Genomic DNA, 18,087 nt, shown 5'->3' with positions numbered 1-18,087 from the left:
AGTTTTTCTTGGCCTGAAGCGTTAGAAGCCACCCGTCCCGGGCAGAGGTGACACCTTGAGCTCTTCCCTGCCGTGGCCGTGCCCCCGTGACGGCCACGGCTCCCGCCCCGGCAGGCCCGGTCCGGGGTGATGGTGGCCGCGGGGCGCGCGTCGGCGAGCGCCCGCCCCGCGGCCTTCACCCTTGACGCCCACTCTCTGCGCCGACATGTCCGGATCGTGGACAGAACCAGATTCAGGGGCCGGACTCCGTAGACTGTCAGGGTGATTTCCCGTATTGACATGCGCGGTTCTCTGCCCGAGGACCTGCGCGACGTGCTGCCCCGCGCCGAGCTCGACGTCGAGGCCGCCCTGGAGAAGGTGCGGCCCATCTGCGACGACGTGCGCCATCGCGGGGCGGCAGCCGTACGGGAGCTGACCGCCAGGTTCGACGGTGTCGAGATCGCCTCCACCCGCGTGCCCGCCGAGGCCCTGGAGGGGGCGCTCGCCGAGCTCGACCCCAGGGTCAGGGCGGCGCTGGAGGAGTCGATCAGGCGGGCCAGGCTGGTCCACCGCGACCAGCGGCGCGCCGACGTCACCACCGAGGTCGTGCCCGGCGGCACGGTGACCGAGCGGTGGGTGCCGGTCGATCGGGTGGGCCTCTACGTCCCCGGCGGCCGCGCGGTCTATCCCTCCAGCGTGGTGATGAACGTCGTGCCCGCGCAGGAGGCGGGCGTCGGCTCGCTGGCCGTGGCCAGCCCGGCGCAGAAGGAGTTCGGCGGGCTGCCGCACCCCACGATCCTGGCCGCGTGCGCGCTGCTCGGCGTCGACGAGGTCTACTCCGTGGGCGGGGCGCAGGCCGTGGCCATGTTCGCGTACGGCACCGAGGAGTGCGCGCCGGTCACCATGGTCACCGGGCCGGGCAACATCTACGTGGCGGCGGCCAAGCGGCTGCTCAAGGGCGTCATCGGCATCGACTCCGAGGCGGGCCCGACCGAGATCGCCATCCTGGCCGACGAGACGGCCGACCCGGTCCACGTCGCCGCCGACCTGATCAGCCAGGCCGAGCACGACACCATCGCCGCCGCCGTGCTCGTCACGACCAGCCCCGAGCTGGCCGACGCCGTCGAGAAGGAGCTGCCGGGCCAGGTCTCGGCCACCAAGCACTCCGAGCGCATCACCGAGGCGCTGAGCGGAAAGCAGTCGGGCATCGTGCTGGTGAGCTCGATCGACGACGGCCTCAAGGTGGTCGACGCCTACGCCGCCGAGCACCTGGAGATTCACACCGCCGGCGCCGCGGCCGTCGCGGCCCGGGTGCGCAACGCGGGGGCGATCTTCGTGGGCACCTACGCGCCGGTCTCGCTCGGCGACTACCTCGCCGGCTCCAACCACGTGCTGCCCACGGGCGGCTGCGCCTGCCACTCCAGCGGCCTGTCGGTGCAGTCGTTCCTGCGCGGCATCCACGTCGTCGACTACAGCCGCGAGGCGCTCGCCGGCGCGGCGGCCCACGTGTCGGTCCTCGCCGACGCCGAAGACCTGCCCGCACACGGCGCGGCGATCCGCGCCCGATTCGACTGGCGAGTGCCCGAGTGAACCTCGACGACCTGCCCATCCGCGACGACCTGAGGGGCAAGACGCCCTACGGCGCGCCCCAGATCGACGTCCCGGTCCGGCTCAACACCAACGAGAATCCCTACCCGCCCTCGCCCGCGCTGGTCGCCGACCTGGCCAGGGCGATCGGTGAGCAGGCGGGCGAGCTCAACCGCTACCCCGACAGGGACGCCGTCGAGCTGCGCGCCGAGCTGGCCGCCTACCTCGGTCACGGGCTGACGACCGAGCAGGTGTGGGCCGCCAACGGCTCCAACGAGGTGCTCCAGCAGATCCTGCAGGCGTTCGGCGGCCACGGCCGCACCGCCATGGGGTTCGAGCCGTCCTACTCCATGCACCCGATCATCACCAGCGGCACCAGCACGGAGTGGGTCAAGGCCAGCCGCGAGGAGGACTTCTCGCTCGACCCCGGCAAGGCCGTGGCCGCGGTCGAGGAGCACCGCCCCGACATCGTCTTCATCACCTCCCCGAACAACCCGACCGGCACCGCGCAGCCCCTCGACACGATCGAGGCCATCGCCTCGGCGGCGCCCGGGGTCGTCGTGGTGGACGAGGCCTACGCCGAGTTCGCCCGCGAGGGCACGCCGTCGGCGCTGACCCTGCTGCCCGCGCACCCGAGGATGATCGTCACCCGTACGATGTCCAAGGCGTTCGCCATGGCGGGCACCCGCGTGGGCTACCTGGCCGCGCACCCCGCCGTGGTGCAGGCGCTGCTGCTGGTGCGGTTGCCGTACCACCTGTCGACGCTCACCCAGACGGCGGCGCGCGTCGCCCTGCGGCACCGGGAGGAGCTGCTCGGCGGCGTCGACGCGCTGCGGCGCGAGCGTGACGCCACGGTGACGTGGCTGCGGTCCAAGGGCCTGGCGGTGGCCGACTCCGACGCCAACTTCGTGCTGTTCGGGCGTTTCCCCGAGCGCCGCACGGTGTGGGAGGGGATGCTGGAGCGCGGCGTGCTCATCCGCGAGGTGGGCCCGCCCGAGTGGCTGCGTGTCTCGATCGGCACCAGCGAGGAGATGGCGGCCTTCCGCGCCGCCCTGGAAGGAGTGCTTTGAGCCGCGTAGGTCGCATCGAGCGTGTCACCAAGGAGACCTCGGTCCTGGTCGAGGTGAACCTCGACGGCACCGGCCAGGTCGAGGTGGCCACCGGGGTCGGGTTCTACGACCACATGCTGGCCCAGCTCGGCAAGCACGGGCTGTTCGACCTGACCGTCAAGACCGAGGGCGACCTGCACATCGACTCGCACCACACGATCGAGGACACCGCGCTCGCGCTGGGCGCGGCGTTCCGCGAGGCGCTGGGCGACAAGTCGGGCATCAGGCGGTTCGGTAGCGCGTCGTGCCCCCTGGACGAGTCGCTCGCCCAGGTCACCGTCGACCTGTCCGGCCGCCCCTACCTCGTGCACCACGAGCCCGAGGGCATGGCGCCGATGATCGGCCCCGAGTACGACACGACGATGACCCGCCACATCCTGGAGTCGTTCGTCGCGCAGGCCGCGATCTGCCTGCACGTGCACGTCCCGTACGGCCGCAACGCCCACCACATCGTCGAGGCCCAGTTCAAGGCGCTGGCCAGGGCGCTGCGCGAGGCCTCCGAGCCCGACCCCCGGGCCACGGGGGTGCCCAGCACCAAGGGCGTGCTATGACCGACAACGTCCTGGCCATCGTGATGGTCTTCCTCGGGCTGTTCCTGATCGGTGGCGTGTTCTCGTTGGGCAAGCAAGGGCTCAAGATCGGTGCGGCCGTCTGCGCGCTCGGCGCGGCGATGGCGATCACGGCGGGGGTGCTGTGGTGGTGAGCAAGAAGAACGTCGTGGTGCTCGACTACGGCTCGGGCAACCTGCGCTCAGCGGAGCGCGCCCTGGCCAGGGCGGGCGCCGAGGTGACCGTCACGCCCGACTTCGAGGCGGCGCTGGAGTGCGACGGGCTCGTCGTGCCGGGCGTGGGCGCGTTCGAGGCGTGCATGAAGGGGCTCAAGGCCGTGCGCGGCGAGCAGATCGTCGGCCGCCGCCTGTCCGGAGGCCGCCCGGTGCTGGGCATCTGCGTCGGCATGCAGATCCTGTTCGCCAGGGGCGTCGAGCACGGCGTCGAGACCGAGGGCTGCGGCGAGTGGCCCGGCACGGTCGAGCGGCTGGAGGCGCCGGTGCTGCCCCACATGGGGTGGAACACCGTCAAGCCGCCCGAGGGCAGCGTGCTGTTCGCCGGGCTCGACGCGGCCACCCGCTTCTACTTCGTGCACTCCTACGGCGTGCGCGAGTGGGAGCTGCGTACCGGCGACGGCTTCGCCGAGCCCGCCGTCACCTGGGCCGAGCACGGCGTGCCGTTCGTGGCCGCCGTGGAGAACGGCCCGCTCATGGCCACCCAGTTCCACCCCGAGAAGTCCGGCGACGCCGGAGCCCACCTCCTGCGGAACTGGCTCGGCACGCTATGAGCCCGTCATGAGCAAGGAACGCGCGCGCCGCAGGGCCGAGCGGGAGGCCGAGCGGGCGCGCGCGATCCGGGCCAACGAGGAGCGGCAGGCCCGCCGGGCGCGCCGCCGCGCCCAGCTGGCCCGCCTGGTCCCGCGCCCGGTGCGGTTCTACCGCCAGGGCGGCCTGCTGGCCCGCCGCCACCGCGCCCAGAACGCGGTGGTGGCGCTCGGCTTCCTGCTCGTCCAGGTGATCGTCTGGCTGATCTGGGGCTCGTTCCCGCTCAGCTTCGGCGTCCTCATCCTCTCCCTGCTGCTCGCACCCGTTGTCGTGACCCTCGCCTTCGACCGGAGGATCTGAATGTCGCTCGTGTTGCTGCCCGCCGTGGACATCGTGGACGGCCAGGCCGTACGCCTGACGCAGGGCGAGGCCGGGACGGAGACCGTCCACGGCGCGCCGCAGGCCGCCGCGCTGGCCTGGCAGGAGGCGGGCGCCGAGTGGATCCACATGGTCGACCTCGACGCCGCCTTCGGCCGCGGCAGCAACCGCGAGCTGATCGCCGAGGTGATCGGCAAGCTGGACGTGAACGTCGAGCTGTCCGGCGGCATCCGCGACGACGAGTCCCTGGCCGCCGCGCTGGCCACCGGCTGCCGCCGGGTCAACATCGGCACCGCCGCGCTGGTGAACCCCGAGTGGTGCCGGAAGATCATCGCCGAGTACGGCGACAGGATCGCGGTCGGGCTCGACGTGCGCGGCACCACGCTGGCCGCCCGCGGCTGGACCGAGGACGCCGGCGACCTGTGGGAGGTGCTCGAGCGGCTGGAGTCCGACGGCTGCCCCCGCTACGTGGTCACCGACGTCACCAGGGACGGCATGATGCAGGGCCCCAACCTCGACCTCTACCGCCAGATCTGCGCGCGCACCGACAAGCCCGTCATCGCCAGCGGGGGCGTTTCCAGCCTCGATGACCTGGTCGCACTGGCTTCTCTCGTCCCGGACGGAGTGGAGGGCGCCATCGTGGGCAGGGCCCTGTACGCTCACGCGTTCACGCTGGAAGACGCGCTTTCCGCGGTACGCGTGTAACTCTTGCCGGGAGGGGGCGAGATGAGCGTCAGCAGCATCGGCATGGAGAGCACCGGTTACAGGGTGTTTTCTGGCGGCATCTGGGAGGAGAAGTACGGCTACGCCCGGGCCGTGGTGGCGGGCGAGCGGGTGATCGTGTCCGGCTGCACGGCCACGGTCGACGGAGAGGTACGGCACGTCGGAGACCCGTACAAGCAGGCCCTGACCGCGCTCGACATCGCTCTCGAAGCCGTCCTGATGGGCGGCCTGACGAGGGAGGACGTCGTCATGGTCCGCTACTACGTGGTGGAGCAGCGCCACTTCGACCCCGTCGGGCAGGCCATCCACGAGGTCTTCTGCAAGGTACGCCCCGCCTGCACCGGGGTGCGGGTGGCAGGGCTGGTCGACCCTAGAATGCTGGTCGAGATCGAAATCGAGGCACTGCGAACATGACCGTAGCGGTAAGAGTCATCCCCTGTCTCGACGTGGACGCCGGGCGCGTGGTCAAGGGCGTCAACTTCGAGAACCTGCGTGACGCGGGCGATCCCGTCGAGCTGGCCAGGCGCTATGACGAGGAGGGCGCCGACGAGCTGACCTTCCTCGACATCACGGCGTCCTCGGGCGAGCGCGAGACGATGCTCGACGTGGTGCGCAGGACGGCCGAGCAGGTGTTCATCCCGCTCACCGTCGGCGGGGGAGTGCGCTCGGTCGAGGACGTGGACCGGCTGCTGCGGGCCGGCGCCGACAAGGTGTCGCTCAACACGGCCGCCATCGCCAGGCCCGAACTGCTCACGGAGGCCTCCAGGCGGTTCGGCGCGCAGTGCGTCGTGCTGTCGGTCGACGCGCGCCGGGCCCCCGGCACCGAGAGCGGCTTCGAGGTGACCACGCACGGCGGGCGGCGCGGCACCGGGATCGACGCGGTGGAGTGGGCCGCCCGGGGCGAGGAGCTCGGCGTGGGCGAGATCCTGCTCAACTCGATGGACGGCGACGGCACGCTCGACGGCTACGACCTGGAGATGCTGCGCGCGGTCCGGGCGGCCGTGCGGGTGCCGGTGATCGCCAGCGGTGGCGCGGGACGGCTGGAGGACTTCCCTCCGGCGGTGGCGGCGGGTGCGGACGCCGTGCTCGCGGCCAGCGTGTTCCACTTCGGCACGCTGAAGATCTCCGAGGTCAAGGACACGCTCAGGATGGCGGGGCACCCCGTCCGCTGACCGGCTCGCCCCGGGCCGCACCGCCCGGGGCAGAGAGCTTCAGAACACCCGCAGGTGGTGGAAGAGCTCGTAGGAGACGTCCTTGCCCGCGAACGCGGCGGCCTCGGACCGCTTGACGGCCAGGTACGCGCTGCGCCGCAACGGCCCGAGCGCCTCCATGAGCACCTCGTCGCCTTCCAGCGCGTCGAGCGCCTCGTCCAGCGACTTCGGCAGGCGGGGATAGCGGCCCGGGCGCGTGTCCGGGTCGACGTCCACCGCCTCGCCGGGGTCGAGCTTGCGCCGGATGCCGTCGAGCCCGGCGTGGATGACGGCGCCGAGCGACAGGTAGGGGTTGGCGGAGGAGTCGGAGGGCTTCAGCTCCAGGTTCGGCTCGCCGCTCTCGCCCAGCGGGGAGCACACCCGGATCGCGGCCTCGCGGTTGTCGGGACCGTACACGGCGTAGGCACCGGCCCACATGCGGGGCGCCAGGCGGCGGAAGCTGTTGACGCTGCCGCAGGTCAGCGCCGTCAGGGCGGGCAGGTGCGCGAGCAGGCCGCCGATGAAGCCGTCGCGTACCTCGCTCTGCTCGGCGAAGACGTTCTGCGTGTCGTTCCACAGCGACAGGTGCAGGTGGCAGCCGTTGCCCGCCTGGTCGGCCAGCGGCTTCGGGGCCAGCGAGGCCCACATCTGCATGCGCATGGCCATGCCGCGCACGGTCTCGCGGTAGAGCACGTGGTTGTCGGCGGCACGCAGCGCGGGCGCGTGGCGGATCGACAGCTCCTGCTGCCCGGGGCCGAGCTCCGGGTGGTAGTGCTCGACGCGCAGCCCCTGCGTCTCCAGGGCGCGCAGCAGCTTGATCGTGTAGTCGTGGGCCGTGTCGAAGCCCGTGGCGGCATAGCAGAGCGAGTCGTCGAGCGGCACCAGCCGGTCGGGGCCGCCCGCCGGGTCGGGCAGCCGCCGCCCGAGCGTGAACTCGGGCTCGAACGCCGCCACCAGCGCGTACCCCTCCGTCCTGAGCTCGGCGATGGCCTCCTTCAGGAACGTCCGTGCGCACGCCCCCCACGGGCTGCCATCCGGCAGACACAGGTCCGACAGCATGGCCGCCGCGCCGGGGGCGTGGGGCAACGGGACGTACGTGGCCGGGTCGGGGACGATGCGTACCTCGCCCACCGGTCCCAGGTGCTCGACCTCCTGGAGCTGGTCGAGCATGTTCATCGCCATCATGGCCACCGTGTGCCCGATGCCCGTGCTGAGCCGTTCGGCCAACCGCGACCGGGACGCCGCCTTGCCGCGGATGACGCCACCGTGGTCGGCGTACAGGAAACGGATCAGCTCGATGCCCTCGAGCTCCGTTCGCTCGAGGATGCGCCGCGCCTGTGGGTCGAGCTGATGGGGTTTGGTGCCGCTGGGGCGATCTCTCATTCTGCCTGCGTAACACGATCTGGCAGCGCGGGGAAGCACCTGACGCAGACAGAACCTACGGTCAGGTCAGAACACTTGAGAAGAACACGGCCAACTGATTAGCTCCCTGAATGATTCCGTCGAACACACCGTTGACCGCGGCGGCGGCTTGGGCCGGCCGGGTGAACAGGTAGAAGACCACGAACGCGACAGCCACGTAGGTGATCACCTTCTTGACCTGCATGGGGGGCCTCCTGCAGTCCATTCCCAGCCGTATATACCCGGATCTGGGCGATCCCTAGGCATCTTCTGTGAAGATGTACATGATCCTAACCGGGGGGCTTCTTACTCATGCCATGGTACGGGCAGGAGATTACCCGCGAGCGCCTTCCGCATCGGGATTTCCCGCGGTAGCACCGCAACCTCGGAGAGGGATCAGACCCCCAGAGCGGCCTCCCGCAGCCGGGCGACGGAAGCGGGGTCTCCGGTGAGCTCCACGCGGGCGTGAGCCTGCCGCCCGAAGCAGAACATCAGCAGCTCCGCCGCCTTGCCGGTGACCTCCACTCGCGAGCCGCCGCGCGGCCCGCCGAGCGCCACGCCGCCGCCGAGGCGGTGCAGCACCACGCCCACCGGCGACTTGCGCAGCATCAGCCGGGCGCCGGTGGACACGCGCTTCCAGATGAGCGCCTCCAGGTCGGCGGGCAGCTCGCGCGGCTGCCACGCCGGCTGGGCGCGGCGCACGTCCTCGTGGTGCACGAACAGCTCCAGCGTGTTGACGGCCTCGTCGAGCGCGGGCAGCAGGCCGTACACGCCGCCGGGCTTGCGGATGACGCCGACCAGCTCGGGGAAGGGGTGGCGGGCCTTGAAGCCGTTCTGGACCGAGGCGGTGTAACCGGCCAGGGCCTTGATCGCTATGCCGCCCATGGCGTCGGGCCTGCGCTCGCGCACCGCGAGGTGGGCCGCCAGGTCATAGGTGGTCCAGCCCGCGCAGAGGGTCGGCGCGTCGGGGCCGAGCCGGTCGAGCAGGTCGCAGAGCGCGGAGCGTTCGCCACGAGCGTGAGTCACGTGCCCAACCCTACCGCTGGGAATAACCACCTGATCGGGAGTGATACTGACATACGAAGAAACATCAGATCTGAGAGGAAACCTACCGAGTGGCGAGCAAGGTCACCTCGGCCGTGATGCGTCAAGGGCTCCGTGTCCTTGGGGTGGCCATTCGCACGGAGAAGACGGTGTTCGCGCTGGCCGTCCTGGCCAGCGCCGTATACGGGGGCATGACCGTCGCCTCAGCCTGGGCGCTCGGCTGGGCGACGCAGAACGTGGTGCTGCCCTCGTTCGCCGAGGGCGGCGTCACGTCGGGCGCGCTGTGGACCGGCACGTTACTGATCCTCGGCACGGCGCTGCTCAAGGCGCTCGGCGTGGCCGGGCGCCGCATCCTTGCCGGCGTCATGCAGTACCGCATGCAGGCCCGCTCGCGCCGCGACGTCACCAAGCAGTACCTGCGCCTGCCGCTGTCGTGGCACCACCAGCACCCGACCGGCCAGCTCCTGTCGAACGCCAGCGCCGACGCCGAGGCCGCCTGGGCCCCGCTCGCGCCGCTGCCGATGGCCGTGGGCGTGATCGTCATGCTGGTCACCGCGGCCGTCGCGATGGTCTTCACCGACCTCGTGCTCGCCCTGGTGGGCTTCCTCATCTTCCCGGCCATCGCCGTGCTCAACCTGGTCTACCAGCGCAGGCTCAGCCCGCTGGCCACCCGCGCGCAGCAACTGCGCGCCGAGGTGAGCGAGATCGCGCACGAGAGCTTCGACGGCGCGCTCGTCGTCAAGACGCTCGGCCGGGAGGACCTGGAGACCGAGCGCTTCCGGCGGCGCGCCCACGAGCTGCGTGACGCCAACATCGCCGTCGGGCGGGTGCGCGGGCTGTTCGACCCGATGCTGGAGGCGCTGCCCACGCTCGGCGTGCTCGCGGTGCTGGCCGTGGGCGCGACCCGGCTGTCCACCGGCGCGATCGACGCCGGCGGGCTGGTGCAGGTGGCGTACCTGTTCACGCTGCTCGCCTTCCCCATCAGGGCGCTGGGCTGGGTGCTGGCCGAGCTGCCGCGCAGCGTCGTCGGCTGGCAGCGGGTGCAGGCCGTGCTGGAGGCGACCGGCTCCATGGAGTACGGCTCCACCGCCTCGACCTCCACGGCCCCGGCGAAGCTGGCCGTCGAGGACGTCTCCTACGCCTACGGCGAGGCCGAGGTGCTGCACGACGTCACCTTCGAGGTGCCCGCCGGCCGCACCGTCGCCCTCGTCGGGCCCACCGGCTCGGGCAAGTCCACGCTCGTCCAGCTCCTGGCCCGCCTGGTCGACCCCGGCTCGGGCCGGGTACTGCTCGACGACGTGGACCTGCGCGAGCTGCCCTACGGCGGCGTGGCCGGGTCGGTCGCGCTGGTGCCGCAGCAGACGTTCCTGTTCGACGACACCGTGCGCGGCAACGTCGCGCTCGGCGCCGAGACCTCCGACGAGGACGTGTGGGCCGCCCTGCGCCTGGCCCAGGCGGACGGCTTCGTCAGCCGGCTGGCCGACGGCCTCGGCACCCGCGTCGGCGAGCGCGGCGCCTCCCTGTCGGGAGGCCAGCGCCAGCGCCTCGCCCTGGCCCGCGCCGTCGTGCGCCGCCCCCGCCTGCTCATCCTCGACGACGCGACCTCCAGCGTGGACCCGCAGGTCGAGGCCAAGATCCTGTACGGCCTGCGCGACGCCGCCGAGGCCTCGACCGTCGTGGTCGTCGCCTACCGCATGGCCACGATCGCCCTGGCCGACGAGGTCGTCTACCTGGACAAGGGCCGCGTGGTGGACCGCGGGCCGCACGAGGAGCTGATCGAGCGCTGCGCCGGTTACCGCAACCTGGTGACCGCGTACGAGCGCGAGGAGGCCGAGCGCGCGGCCATCGAAGTCGAAGAAGCGGTCGAAGGGGTACAGGCATGACGGCGCAGAGTACGGCGCAGAACATCCGGCGCGACTCGGAGCGTTCGGCGCTGGCCACGGTCCGCCAGGGACTCTCGCTGACCCCCGAGTTCCGCAAGGGCCTGGTGGGCACGCTGGCGCTGGCCGTCATCGCCACCATCGGCAAGATCATCGTGCCCATCGCGGTCCAGCAGACGATCGACACCGGCCTCAAGGGCGGCAGGCCCGACATCTCGTACATCACCACTGCCGTCGTGATCTGCGCGGCGGCGGTCGTCCTGACGGCCCTGGCCGGGTACGTCATGAACGTCCGCCTCTACAAGGCCACCGAGTCCTCGCTCGCCACCCTGCGCGTGCGCGGCTTCCGCCACGTCCACGACCTGTCGGTGCTCACCCAGAACACCGAGCGCCGCGGCGCCCTGGTCTCCCGGGTCACCAACGACATCGACCAGATCAGCAACTTCATGCAATGGGGCGGGCTGATGATCATCGTGGCGCTCGGCCAGCTCCTCGTGGCCACCGTCCTGATGTTCGTCTACTCCTGGCAGCTCACCCTGCTGGTCTGGGTCTGCTTCATCCCGCTGATGATCGCCCTGCCGCGCTTCCAGCGGTTGCTGTCGCGCGCGTACACGGTCGTCCGCGAGCGCACCGGCGACATGCTCGCCGCCGTCAGCGAGTCCGTCGTCGGCGCCACCGTCATCCGGGCCTACGCCTCCGAGCGGCGCACCGCCGAGCGCATCGACGAGGCGGTCAACGCCAACAGGAAGGCCCAGACCAGGGCGCAGATCATCGTCGGCTTCGTCTTCCCGCTGACCGAGATCGTGGCCGCCGTCGCCATCGCCGGCATCGTGCTGCTCGGCGTGCGGCTCGGCCTGTCGGGCGACATCTCGCAGGGGCGGCTGGTGGCGTTCCTCTTCCTCGTCACGCTGTTCGTCTCGCCGCTGCAGACCGCCACCGAGGTGCTGAACGAGGCGCAGAACGCGGTCGCCGGCTGGCGCCGCATCCTCGGCGTCCTCGACACCCCGCCCGACGTCGCCGACCCCGGCGAGGCGGGCGTGACGCTGCCCCGCGGCCCCATCCAGGTCGCCTTCGAGGACGTGCACTTCTCCTACCCCGGCGGCGTGCCCGTGCTGCGCGAGGTCACCGTGGACATCCCGCCGCGCTCCCGTGTCGCCGTCGTGGGGGAGACCGGCTCAGGCAAGACCACGTTCGCCAAGCTCCTGACCAGGCTGATGGACCCCGGCTCCGGGCGGGTCACCGTGGACGGCTACGACCTGCGCGAGGTGCGCTTCTCCTCGCTGCGCGAGCGGATCGTCATGGTCCCGCAGGACGGCTTCCTGTTCGACGGGACCCTGGCGGACAACATCCGCTACGGCAAGCCCGCGGCCACCGACGAGGAGATCGAGCTGGCGATGACCGAGCTGGGCCTGACCGACTGGCTGGAGGGGCTGCCCGCCGGCCTCGACACCCCGGTCGGCCAGCGCGGCGAGTCCCTCTCGGCCGGCGAGCGCCAGCTCGTCGCCCTGGCCCGCGCCTACCTCGCCGACCCCGACCTGCTCCTGCTGGACGAGGCCACCTCGGCGGTGGACCCCGCCACGGAGGTGCGGCTGGCACGCGCGCTCGAAGGCGTCACGCGCGGCCGTACGGCCGTCTCGATCGCGCACCGCCTGTCCACGGCGGAGAACGCCGACGAGGTCCTGGTCTTCGACGCCGGGCGGCTGGTGCAGCGGGGGCCGCACGCGGAGCTGGTCAAGGAGGCCGGCGTGTACGCCGACCTGCACTCCTCGTGGATCTCGGCCGCCCGCTCCTGACCCGGCACGAAGGGGCGGCTATCCGCGGACGGCGGCGAACGTCACGGTCGTGCCCGCAGGCCCGGACACGATCGTGATGTGATCGCACAACATGCTGGTCAGCCACAGCCCGCGCCCGCGGAAGTCGAGCCCCTCGGGCGGCCGCATGTCACCCATCCACCCGGCGGGCAGCCCCGGCCCCTCGTCGCTGACCTCGCACCACAGCCGCTCGCCGTGCGACCACAACCGCAGCCGCCCGTGCCCGCCGCCGTGCACGACCGCGTTCGTGGTGATCTCGTTGACCGCCAGCACGAAGTCCTCCAGGCGCCTGCCGGTGAGCCCCTCGTACCTGGCGTGCTCGGCGACGGCCCTGCGCAGGAACGTGATGCGTCCACGGGCGAAGGCCGCGCAGAGCACCTGCCTACACATCGCCCACCCGGCGTACGGCGACGAACTCGTCCGCGCCGATCAGCCGCAGCACCCGGGCGATGGAGTCGCGGCACACGACCGCGGTGGAGCCGCGCGGCCTGGCCGTCGCCGTGACGGTCAGCAACTGCGCCGAGCCCGCGTCGATGAAGTCCAGCCCGGACGCGTCGATCACGATCTCGCCCGGCTCCTTCTCCAGCCGCGCCAGCAGCGAGGCGAACGCCGGCCGGTTGGTGAGGTCGATGTCCCCCCACACCCGCAGGCCCGCCGGCTCGAAGGTGTTGGCGAAGCGCAGCAGCGCCTGCTCTGGAGCGATCGGGTGCACGGAGGCGGCCCGGTCGATGGCGTCGCGGGGGAAGAGCCCGCGGTCGTACTGGCACACGGCCGCCAGCCACCGCTCCCCGAACAGCTCGTTGGTCGCCGCCTCGAACGCCGCCTGCTCCGGCGCGTCGCACGCCCCCCAGGAGGCGTCGACCAGCGCGTACACGCCGTGCTGGCCGTGCTTGCGCGCCCGGGCGTAGGCGTCGGCCAGCCCGGCGTACACCCGCTCGGGGTCGAGGCGGCCGCCGGTGAAGTGGGTGTCGGCGCAGTCGAGGACCTCGATCTGCCCGGCGGACTCGGCGTCGGCGAACCCGGGCACGAGCGGCGCCAGCCACCCGCGCGTCCGCTCCGGGCTGTCGGCATGCGTGATGATCACGACCTTGGTACGGCGGCGCAGGCCGTTCATCGTGAACAGCCCGGTGGCCGTCATCCGCTCCCGCTCGCCGTCGAACGGCAGGCAGACATGATCACCGAGGTCGGGATCGAGGACGGAGCCCGCGACGTCCACCACGATGGTCCTCCCCTAGCACGTGTCGGGACGAAAGTACCCTGATCCCTGCCATCACGTAGCGCATTCTCGGCAAAACCCACGGTGACGCGATGCAGACAGGTGTACCTTTTCGGCGGGGCCGCCCGCGGGAGGGGTCGTGAGGAGCATGGGCGTGGATGTGCTGGAGATGTCGCGACGCCGACACGGGGAGCTCGTGGTGGTCAGCCTGGCCGGCGAGATGGACGTGGACAACGTCTCCCAGGTGCGCAAATGCCTGGACGAGGCGGTGGCCACGGCCGAGCCCCGGCTGGTGGTGGATCTGAGCGCGCTGACCTTCATCGACACCACGGGGCTGGGGGTGCTGGTGCGGATGCTGGCCTCCCTGCGGGACCGCAACGGGACCATGGCCCTGGTGGCGCCGGACGGGCAGGTGCTGCGGCGCCTGCGGCGGACGAACCTGGCCGCGCTGTTCCCCATCTACGACACGCTGTCCCAGGCCCTCGCCTGACGCCACCCGCGCCTGCGGGGGGCGAGGGGCGGGGCTGGTTGAATGGGTGCATGTCCCTTGACCCCAAGATCGCCGCCCGGCTGAAGCGCAACCCTGACGGGCTGGTCCCGGCGATCGCCCAGCAGTACGACACCGGCGAGGTCCTCATGCTCGCGTGGATGAACGACGAGGCGCTGCACCGCACGCTCACCACCGGCAGGGCCACCTACTGGTCGCGCAGCCGCCAGGAGTTCTGGGTCAAGGGGGCCACCTCCGGCCACGTCCAGCACGTCAAGGCCGTGGCGCTCGACTGCGACGGCGACACGATCCTGGTGAAGGTGGACCAGGAGGGCGGCGCGTGCCACACGGGCGACCGCACCTGCTTCGACGCCGACCGGCTCGAGATCGCGCTCGGCTGAGGGCGTCGTGACGAAGGAGAGGCCGGAGGCCGGCCGCCGGGAGTTGTGGGGCTGGGTGGTGGCGACCGTGCTCGGCTGCCTGCTCGTGCTGGTGGCCGCCGGGCAGGCCTGGGCGCGGGTGTCGCAGGGGGCCGGTGCGGCGGCGCCCACCGGGAGCGACCTCGGCCCCGCGCTGACGCCCGTGGCGCTGGCCGGGCTGGCCGGGGTGGTGGCGGTGCTGGCCACCAAGGGCGTGGGGCGCCGGCTCGTCGGCGCGCTGCTGGCGCTCTGCGGCGCCGGCGCGGCGGCGGCGACGTGGGCGGCGCTGAGCGGCGACAACGTGACCGGCTGGCTGCGCGAGCAGAACGTGTTGCACGGCGCCGCCGACATCCCCTGGGAGAGCGCGCCGCTGTGGCCGGGCGTGGCGGCGGCCGGTGCGCTGCTGATGGTGGCGGGCGGGATCGTGGCGGCCGTCCGCGGCAACAGGTGGGCGGGCATGTCCGCCCGCTACGACCGCGGCGCGGGCCCGGGACCGGAGGCGAAGGCGCAGGTCAAGGACGACAGGGCGCTCTGGGACGCGCTCGACAGGGGAGACGACCCGACGGATTCCCGCTGAAAACAGGCGCTGTCGAATCCTCCACTGTTCTGAACCATTGTCTGCTTGGCAAACGTTTCCTCAATAAGCTGCCGTTGCAACTCGCCACGGAACATTTGAGGAGCCAGCTCATGACCTACGGGGATCAGGGCGCCAACGGCGGCTACGGGCAGCAGCCGCCGAGCGGGGGAGGCGGATACGGCCAGCAGCCCCCCGGCTACGGCGGCGGTTACGGCCAGCAGCCGCAGAGCGGAGGCGGCGGCTATGGCCAGCAGCCGCCGAGCGGGGGAGGCTACGGCCAGCAGCCGCCGAGCGGGGGAGGCTACGGCCAGCAGCCTCCCAGCTACGGCGGCGGTTACGGCCAGCAGCAGCCGGGCTACGGCGGCGGGTACGGCGACCAGCCGAACAGCCAGCAGAACCTCGGCTACGGCCAGCTCCCCCCGAGCGGCGGCTACGGCTACGGCCAGCAGCAGCCGCCCCCCGGCTACTACCCCCCGCCGCACCCGCCGCGCTCCACCAACGGCATGGCGGTGGCCTCGCTCGTGCTCGGCATCATCGGCCTGGTCTTCTGCGGCCTCACGAGCATCCCGGGCGTGATCCTCGGGCACATCGCGCTCAACCGGATCAAGAAGACGGGCGAGGACGGCTCGGGCATGGCGGTGGGCGGCCTCGTCACGTCGTACATCACGGTCGTGATCTGGTTGCTGTGCTGGCTCTTCTTCGGCGGCTTCTTCCTGTGGGCGCTGGGCCTGTCCGCCGCGGCCTCGTCCTCCTACGACTACTGACCGGCCGGTAACCTGTCGGGAGTCCAGCCGGACCGTGACGAGCCGCTTGCGGTCCGATTACGAATTGTCCGCAAAATGGACGTTCGTCCACGTAGGAGATGCATTCTCGCTAGGCTGCCGCGCGCAACTCAAAGATGACGACATGAGGGGTCATGAGCATGAGTTACGGTAACCAGGGCGACGGCGGTTACGGCGCCCAGCCGCCTGGCGGTGGCTACGGCCAGCAGCCGCCGAGCGGCGGCGGTGGCTACGGTGGTGGCTACGGTCAGCAGCCCCCGAGCGGTGGCGGTTACGGCCAGCAGCCCCCGTCCGGTGGTGGCTACGGCCAGCAGCCGCCGAGCGGTGGCGGTGGCTACGGTGGTGGCTACGGCCAGCAGCCCCCGAGCGGTGGCGGTTACGGCCAGCAGCCCCCGTCGGGCGGTGGCTACGGTGGCGGTTACGGCGGTCCCGGGGGCAACCCGCCGGACAACCAGCTCGTCCCCGCCATCCTCACCACCCTGTTCTGCTGCCTCCCGCTGGGCATCGTGGCGATCGTCAAGTCGTCGCAGGTGAACCAGAAGTGGCAGGTCGGCGACTTCGCGGGTGCGCAGCAGGCGGCCGACGAGGCCAAGACCTGGTGGAAGCGCAGCCTGATCTTCGGCGCGATCGGCATCGGCCTGATCATCATCGCGTACGTCCTGTTCTTCGTGATCCTGGCCGCCAGCGTCTCCACGACGTACTCGTACTAGGCCGCACCACGATCAGCGGCACGCACCGGAAGGCGGATACTGGGAACATGAGCCTCGCAACAACCGAGCGGCACGGGAAACGGCGCGTCAAGGGCCTGCTCGCGCCACTCGGTGTTGCGGCCGCCGCCGGAGCGGTGTTCGCGTTCGTCGGCGTGATCGACCCGAACGAGCCGGGTCACTACCCGACCTGCCCGTTCCTGTGGGCCACCGACCTGTACTGCCCGGGTTGCGGCACGCTGCGCACCATCCACGCGCTGGCCCACCTCGACCCGGTCGCCGCCCTCGGCCTCAACCCCCTCGCCGTCGCCATGGTTCCGTTCCTGGTGTTCTGGTGGGGCCGATGGGTGGTGCGGGCGTGGCAGGGCAGGCCCAGGCGCACCACGCTGGCCCATCCGGCGTGGCTGTGGGCGTTCCTCGCCCTCGTCATGGTCTACTGGGTCGTCCGTAATCTGCCTTTCGGGGCGTTCCTAGCCCCATAGGCGGCGTACACATGGGGACCGGTGGTGAGGTGACCCCGTAGGGGCCGATACCATCGCAGGACAAGGCAGAGAGCGGACGCGACGCGAACTCTCCGCCACCCCCAGAAGCCGACCGGAGGGACCTCAAGCGCGTGAGTGAGCGGACGGAAGGGCCGAGTGTCCTCGACGACATCCTCGACGGGGTGCGCGCCGACCTCGCCGCACGACAGCAGGCCGTGTCGATCGACGAGCTCAAGCAGCGGGCCGAGCGGGCCCATGCGCCGCGAGACGCGATGGCCGCGCTGGGAGGCGACCGGATCTCGGTGATCGCCGAAGTCAAGCGCTCCAGCCCGTCGAAGGGCGCGCTCGCTGCGATCGCCGACCCCGCGGCGCTGGCGGCCGACTACGAAGCGGGTGGCGCCCACGTCATCAGCGTGCTGACCGAGCGGCGCAAGTTCGGCGGCAGCCTCGACGACCTGGCCGCGGTCCGCGCCCGGGTGGACATCCCGATCCTGCGCAAGGACTTCATCCTCACCTCCTACCAGCTCTGGGAGGCCCGTGCCTACGGCGCCGACCTGGCCCTGCTCATGGTCGTCTGCCTGGAGCAGGAGGCCCTGGTGTCGCTCATCGAGCGGGCCGAGTCGATCGGGCTCACCCCGCTGGTCGAGGTGCACACCGAGGAGGAGCTGGAGCGGGCGGTCGCCGCCGGCGCCCGGGTCATCGGGGTCAACGCGCGCAATCTCAAGACACTCGAGGTCGACCGCGATGTCTTCGCGAAGATCGCGCCGAAGATCCCCGATAATGTGATCAAGATTGCCGAGTCGGGCGTGCGCGGCCCGCACGACCTGCTCGCCTACGCGCGGGGCGGCGCGGACGCCGTCCTGGTGGGCGAGAGCCTGGTCACCGGCAAGGACCCGCGCAAGGCAGTGGAGGCGTTGGTGACCGCCGGCGCTCATCCGTCGACGCGCCCCGACCACTCAGCAGAGGGATAGCAGTGGCAAACGAAGGCACCATCCTGACGGCC

23 protein-coding genes are annotated in these 18,087 nt (G+C 71.6%); 18 read left to right on the top strand and 5 right to left on the bottom strand.

Translation table 11 applies throughout. The features are described from left to right. Positions 1-261 precede the first annotated feature (261 nt). From hisD to hisF, 9 genes are read left to right on the top strand one after another with little or no spacing between them, the layout of a single operon-like run. Positions 262-1,569: a histidinol dehydrogenase gene (hisD, locus tag ACBJ32_RS11285; protein ID WP_375126651.1), complete on the top strand. Its 1,308-nt coding sequence runs from the start codon at positions 262-264 to the stop codon at positions 1,567-1,569. Next, on the top strand, positions 1,566-2,636 hold the full coding sequence (locus tag ACBJ32_RS11280; protein WP_357866062.1) for a histidinol-phosphate transaminase: 1,071 nt from the start codon (positions 1,566-1,568) through the stop codon (positions 2,634-2,636). The genes hisD and ACBJ32_RS11280 overlap by 4 nt, the downstream gene beginning before the upstream one ends. After that, on the top strand, positions 2,633-3,226 hold the full coding sequence (gene hisB, locus ACBJ32_RS11275; RefSeq protein ID WP_357866064.1) for an imidazoleglycerol-phosphate dehydratase HisB: 594 nt from the start codon (positions 2,633-2,635) through the stop codon (positions 3,224-3,226). The genes ACBJ32_RS11280 and hisB overlap by 4 nt, the downstream gene beginning before the upstream one ends. Further along, the gene (locus ACBJ32_RS11270) at positions 3,223-3,378 is read left to right on the top strand and encodes a hypothetical protein (protein WP_185106672.1); all 156 of its coding nucleotides are present in this window, start codon (positions 3,223-3,225) and stop codon (positions 3,376-3,378) included. The genes hisB and ACBJ32_RS11270 overlap by 4 nt, the downstream gene beginning before the upstream one ends. Next, complete coding sequence (hisH, locus tag ACBJ32_RS11265; protein WP_375126650.1) at positions 3,372-4,010, top strand: imidazole glycerol phosphate synthase subunit HisH; 639 nt, start codon at positions 3,372-3,374, stop codon at positions 4,008-4,010. Before ACBJ32_RS11270 ends, hisH begins: the two co-directional genes overlap by 7 nt. Before the next feature lie 7 nt (positions 4,011-4,017). Continuing rightward, positions 4,018-4,347 carry a hypothetical protein gene (locus ACBJ32_RS11260; RefSeq protein WP_357866069.1) on the top strand — a complete coding sequence of 110 codons (330 nt, stop codon included), beginning with the start codon at positions 4,018-4,020 and terminating at the stop codon, positions 4,345-4,347. Continuing rightward, on the top strand, positions 4,348-5,070 hold the full coding sequence (gene priA / locus ACBJ32_RS11255) for a bifunctional 1-(5-phosphoribosyl)-5-((5-phosphoribosylamino)methylideneamino)imidazole-4-carboxamide isomerase/phosphoribosylanthranilate isomerase PriA (RefSeq protein WP_357866070.1): 723 nt from the start codon (positions 4,348-4,350) through the stop codon (positions 5,068-5,070). A gap of 21 nt (positions 5,071-5,091) precedes the next feature. Further along, positions 5,092-5,502 carry a Rid family hydrolase gene (locus ACBJ32_RS11250; protein ID WP_357866072.1) on the top strand — a complete coding sequence of 137 codons (411 nt, stop codon included), beginning with the start codon at positions 5,092-5,094 and terminating at the stop codon, positions 5,500-5,502. Continuing rightward, positions 5,499-6,260, top strand: coding sequence for an imidazole glycerol phosphate synthase subunit HisF (hisF, locus tag ACBJ32_RS11245; RefSeq protein WP_357866074.1), 762 nt, complete (start codon positions 5,499-5,501; stop codon positions 6,258-6,260). Before ACBJ32_RS11250 ends, hisF begins: the two co-directional genes overlap by 4 nt. A 39-nt stretch (positions 6,261-6,299) precedes the next feature. Here hisF and ACBJ32_RS11240 read toward each other — a convergent pair whose 3' ends face one another. From ACBJ32_RS11240 to ACBJ32_RS11230, 3 genes are all read right to left on the bottom strand, one after another. Continuing rightward, positions 6,300-7,661 (bottom strand): glutamine synthetase family protein, encoded by a 1,362-nt coding sequence (locus tag ACBJ32_RS11240; RefSeq protein WP_375126649.1) that lies wholly within the window; start codon positions 7,659-7,661, stop codon positions 6,300-6,302. A gap of 61 nt (positions 7,662-7,722) precedes the next feature. After that, positions 7,723-7,884 carry a hypothetical protein gene (locus tag ACBJ32_RS11235; RefSeq protein ID WP_169789240.1) on the bottom strand — a complete coding sequence of 54 codons (162 nt, stop codon included), beginning with the start codon at positions 7,882-7,884 and terminating at the stop codon, positions 7,723-7,725. Positions 7,885-8,075: 191 nt separating this feature from the next. Then, complete coding sequence (locus ACBJ32_RS11230) at positions 8,076-8,705, bottom strand: TIGR03085 family metal-binding protein (protein ID WP_357866078.1); 630 nt, start codon at positions 8,703-8,705, stop codon at positions 8,076-8,078. Positions 8,706-8,821: 116 nt separating this feature from the next. On the opposite strand from ACBJ32_RS11230, the gene ACBJ32_RS11225 reads away from it, so the two are divergent. Then, positions 8,822-10,606 (top strand): ABC transporter ATP-binding protein, encoded by a 1,785-nt coding sequence (locus tag ACBJ32_RS11225; protein WP_375126952.1) that lies wholly within the window; start codon positions 8,822-8,824, stop codon positions 10,604-10,606. Then, positions 10,603-12,396, top strand: a complete 1,794-nt coding sequence (locus ACBJ32_RS11220) for an ABC transporter ATP-binding protein (protein ID WP_375126648.1) — start codon at positions 10,603-10,605, stop codon at positions 12,394-12,396. Before ACBJ32_RS11225 ends, ACBJ32_RS11220 begins: the two co-directional genes overlap by 4 nt. A gap of 18 nt (positions 12,397-12,414) precedes the next feature. Here ACBJ32_RS11220 and ACBJ32_RS11215 read toward each other — a convergent pair whose 3' ends face one another. Then, positions 12,415-12,804, bottom strand: a complete 390-nt coding sequence (locus ACBJ32_RS11215) for an ATP-binding protein (RefSeq protein WP_375126647.1) — start codon at positions 12,802-12,804, stop codon at positions 12,415-12,417. After that, positions 12,797-13,633 (bottom strand): MEDS domain-containing protein, encoded by an 837-nt coding sequence (locus tag ACBJ32_RS11210; protein WP_375126646.1) that lies wholly within the window; start codon positions 13,631-13,633, stop codon positions 12,797-12,799. Before ACBJ32_RS11210 ends, ACBJ32_RS11215 begins: the two co-directional genes overlap by 8 nt. A gap of 151 nt (positions 13,634-13,784) precedes the next feature. Here ACBJ32_RS11210 and ACBJ32_RS11205 point away from each other — a divergent pair, with 151 nt between their 5' ends. From ACBJ32_RS11205 to trpC, 7 genes are all read left to right on the top strand, one after another. Continuing rightward, positions 13,785-14,120, top strand: coding sequence for an STAS domain-containing protein (locus ACBJ32_RS11205; RefSeq protein ID WP_357866083.1), 336 nt, complete (start codon positions 13,785-13,787; stop codon positions 14,118-14,120). A gap of 50 nt (positions 14,121-14,170) precedes the next feature. Further along, a complete protein-coding gene (hisI, locus tag ACBJ32_RS11200) occupies positions 14,171-14,518 on the top strand; it encodes a phosphoribosyl-AMP cyclohydrolase (protein WP_357866084.1) in 348 nt (115 codons plus the stop codon). Between the two features lie 7 nt (positions 14,519-14,525). Further along, positions 14,526-15,113: a Trp biosynthesis-associated membrane protein gene (locus tag ACBJ32_RS11195; protein WP_375126645.1), complete on the top strand. Its 588-nt coding sequence runs from the start codon at positions 14,526-14,528 to the stop codon at positions 15,111-15,113. 110 nt (positions 15,114-15,223) lie between these two features. Next, on the top strand, positions 15,224-15,877 hold the full coding sequence (locus ACBJ32_RS11190; protein ID WP_375126644.1) for a DUF4190 domain-containing protein: 654 nt from the start codon (positions 15,224-15,226) through the stop codon (positions 15,875-15,877). A 152-nt stretch (positions 15,878-16,029) separates the two neighbouring features. Next, positions 16,030-16,605: a CD225/dispanin family protein gene (locus tag ACBJ32_RS11185; RefSeq protein WP_375126643.1), complete on the top strand. Its 576-nt coding sequence runs from the start codon at positions 16,030-16,032 to the stop codon at positions 16,603-16,605. Positions 16,606-16,652: 47 nt separating this feature from the next. Further along, positions 16,653-17,084, top strand: a complete 432-nt coding sequence (locus tag ACBJ32_RS11180; protein ID WP_375126642.1) for a DUF2752 domain-containing protein — start codon at positions 16,653-16,655, stop codon at positions 17,082-17,084. Positions 17,085-17,215: 131 nt separating this feature from the next. After that, positions 17,216-18,055: an indole-3-glycerol phosphate synthase TrpC gene (trpC, locus tag ACBJ32_RS11175; protein WP_357866092.1), complete on the top strand. Its 840-nt coding sequence runs from the start codon at positions 17,216-17,218 to the stop codon at positions 18,053-18,055. Positions 18,056-18,087: the final 32 nt, after the last annotated feature.

Source organism: Nonomuraea sp. GTA35, from assembly GCF_041950525.1.
Classification (GTDB): domain Bacteria; phylum Actinomycetota; class Actinomycetes; order Streptosporangiales; family Streptosporangiaceae; genus Nonomuraea.
This window is presented reverse-complemented; position numbering and strand designations above follow the sequence as displayed.

Coding starts and splice junctions, on each gene's coding strand:
- ACBJ32_RS11270 (WP_185106672.1), top strand. CDS start 3,223: ATGACCGACAACGTCCTGGCCATCGTGATGGTCTTCCTCGGGCTGTTC.
- ACBJ32_RS11260 (WP_357866069.1), top strand. CDS start 4,018: ATGAGCAAGGAACGCGCGCGCCGCAGGGCCGAGCGGGAGGCCGAGCGG.
- priA (WP_357866070.1), top strand. CDS start 4,348: ATGTCGCTCGTGTTGCTGCCCGCCGTGGACATCGTGGACGGCCAGGCC.
- ACBJ32_RS11250 (WP_357866072.1), top strand. CDS start 5,092: ATGAGCGTCAGCAGCATCGGCATGGAGAGCACCGGTTACAGGGTGTTT.
- hisF (WP_357866074.1), top strand. CDS start 5,499: ATGACCGTAGCGGTAAGAGTCATCCCCTGTCTCGACGTGGACGCCGGG.
- ACBJ32_RS11240 (WP_375126649.1), bottom strand. CDS start 7,661: ATGAGAGATCGCCCCAGCGGCACCAAACCCCATCAGCTCGACCCACAG.
- ACBJ32_RS11235 (WP_169789240.1), bottom strand. CDS start 7,884: ATGCAGGTCAAGAAGGTGATCACCTACGTGGCTGTCGCGTTCGTGGTC.
- ACBJ32_RS11225 (WP_375126952.1), top strand. CDS start 8,822: ATGCGTCAAGGGCTCCGTGTCCTTGGGGTGGCCATTCGCACGGAGAAG.
- ACBJ32_RS11220 (WP_375126648.1), top strand. CDS start 10,603: ATGACGGCGCAGAGTACGGCGCAGAACATCCGGCGCGACTCGGAGCGT.
- ACBJ32_RS11215 (WP_375126647.1), bottom strand. CDS start 12,804: ATGTGTAGGCAGGTGCTCTGCGCGGCCTTCGCCCGTGGACGCATCACG.
- hisI (WP_357866084.1), top strand. CDS start 14,171: ATGTCCCTTGACCCCAAGATCGCCGCCCGGCTGAAGCGCAACCCTGAC.
- ACBJ32_RS11190 (WP_375126644.1), top strand. CDS start 15,224: ATGACCTACGGGGATCAGGGCGCCAACGGCGGCTACGGGCAGCAGCCG.
- ACBJ32_RS11185 (WP_375126643.1), top strand. CDS start 16,030: ATGAGCATGAGTTACGGTAACCAGGGCGACGGCGGTTACGGCGCCCAG.
- ACBJ32_RS11180 (WP_375126642.1), top strand. CDS start 16,653: ATGAGCCTCGCAACAACCGAGCGGCACGGGAAACGGCGCGTCAAGGGC.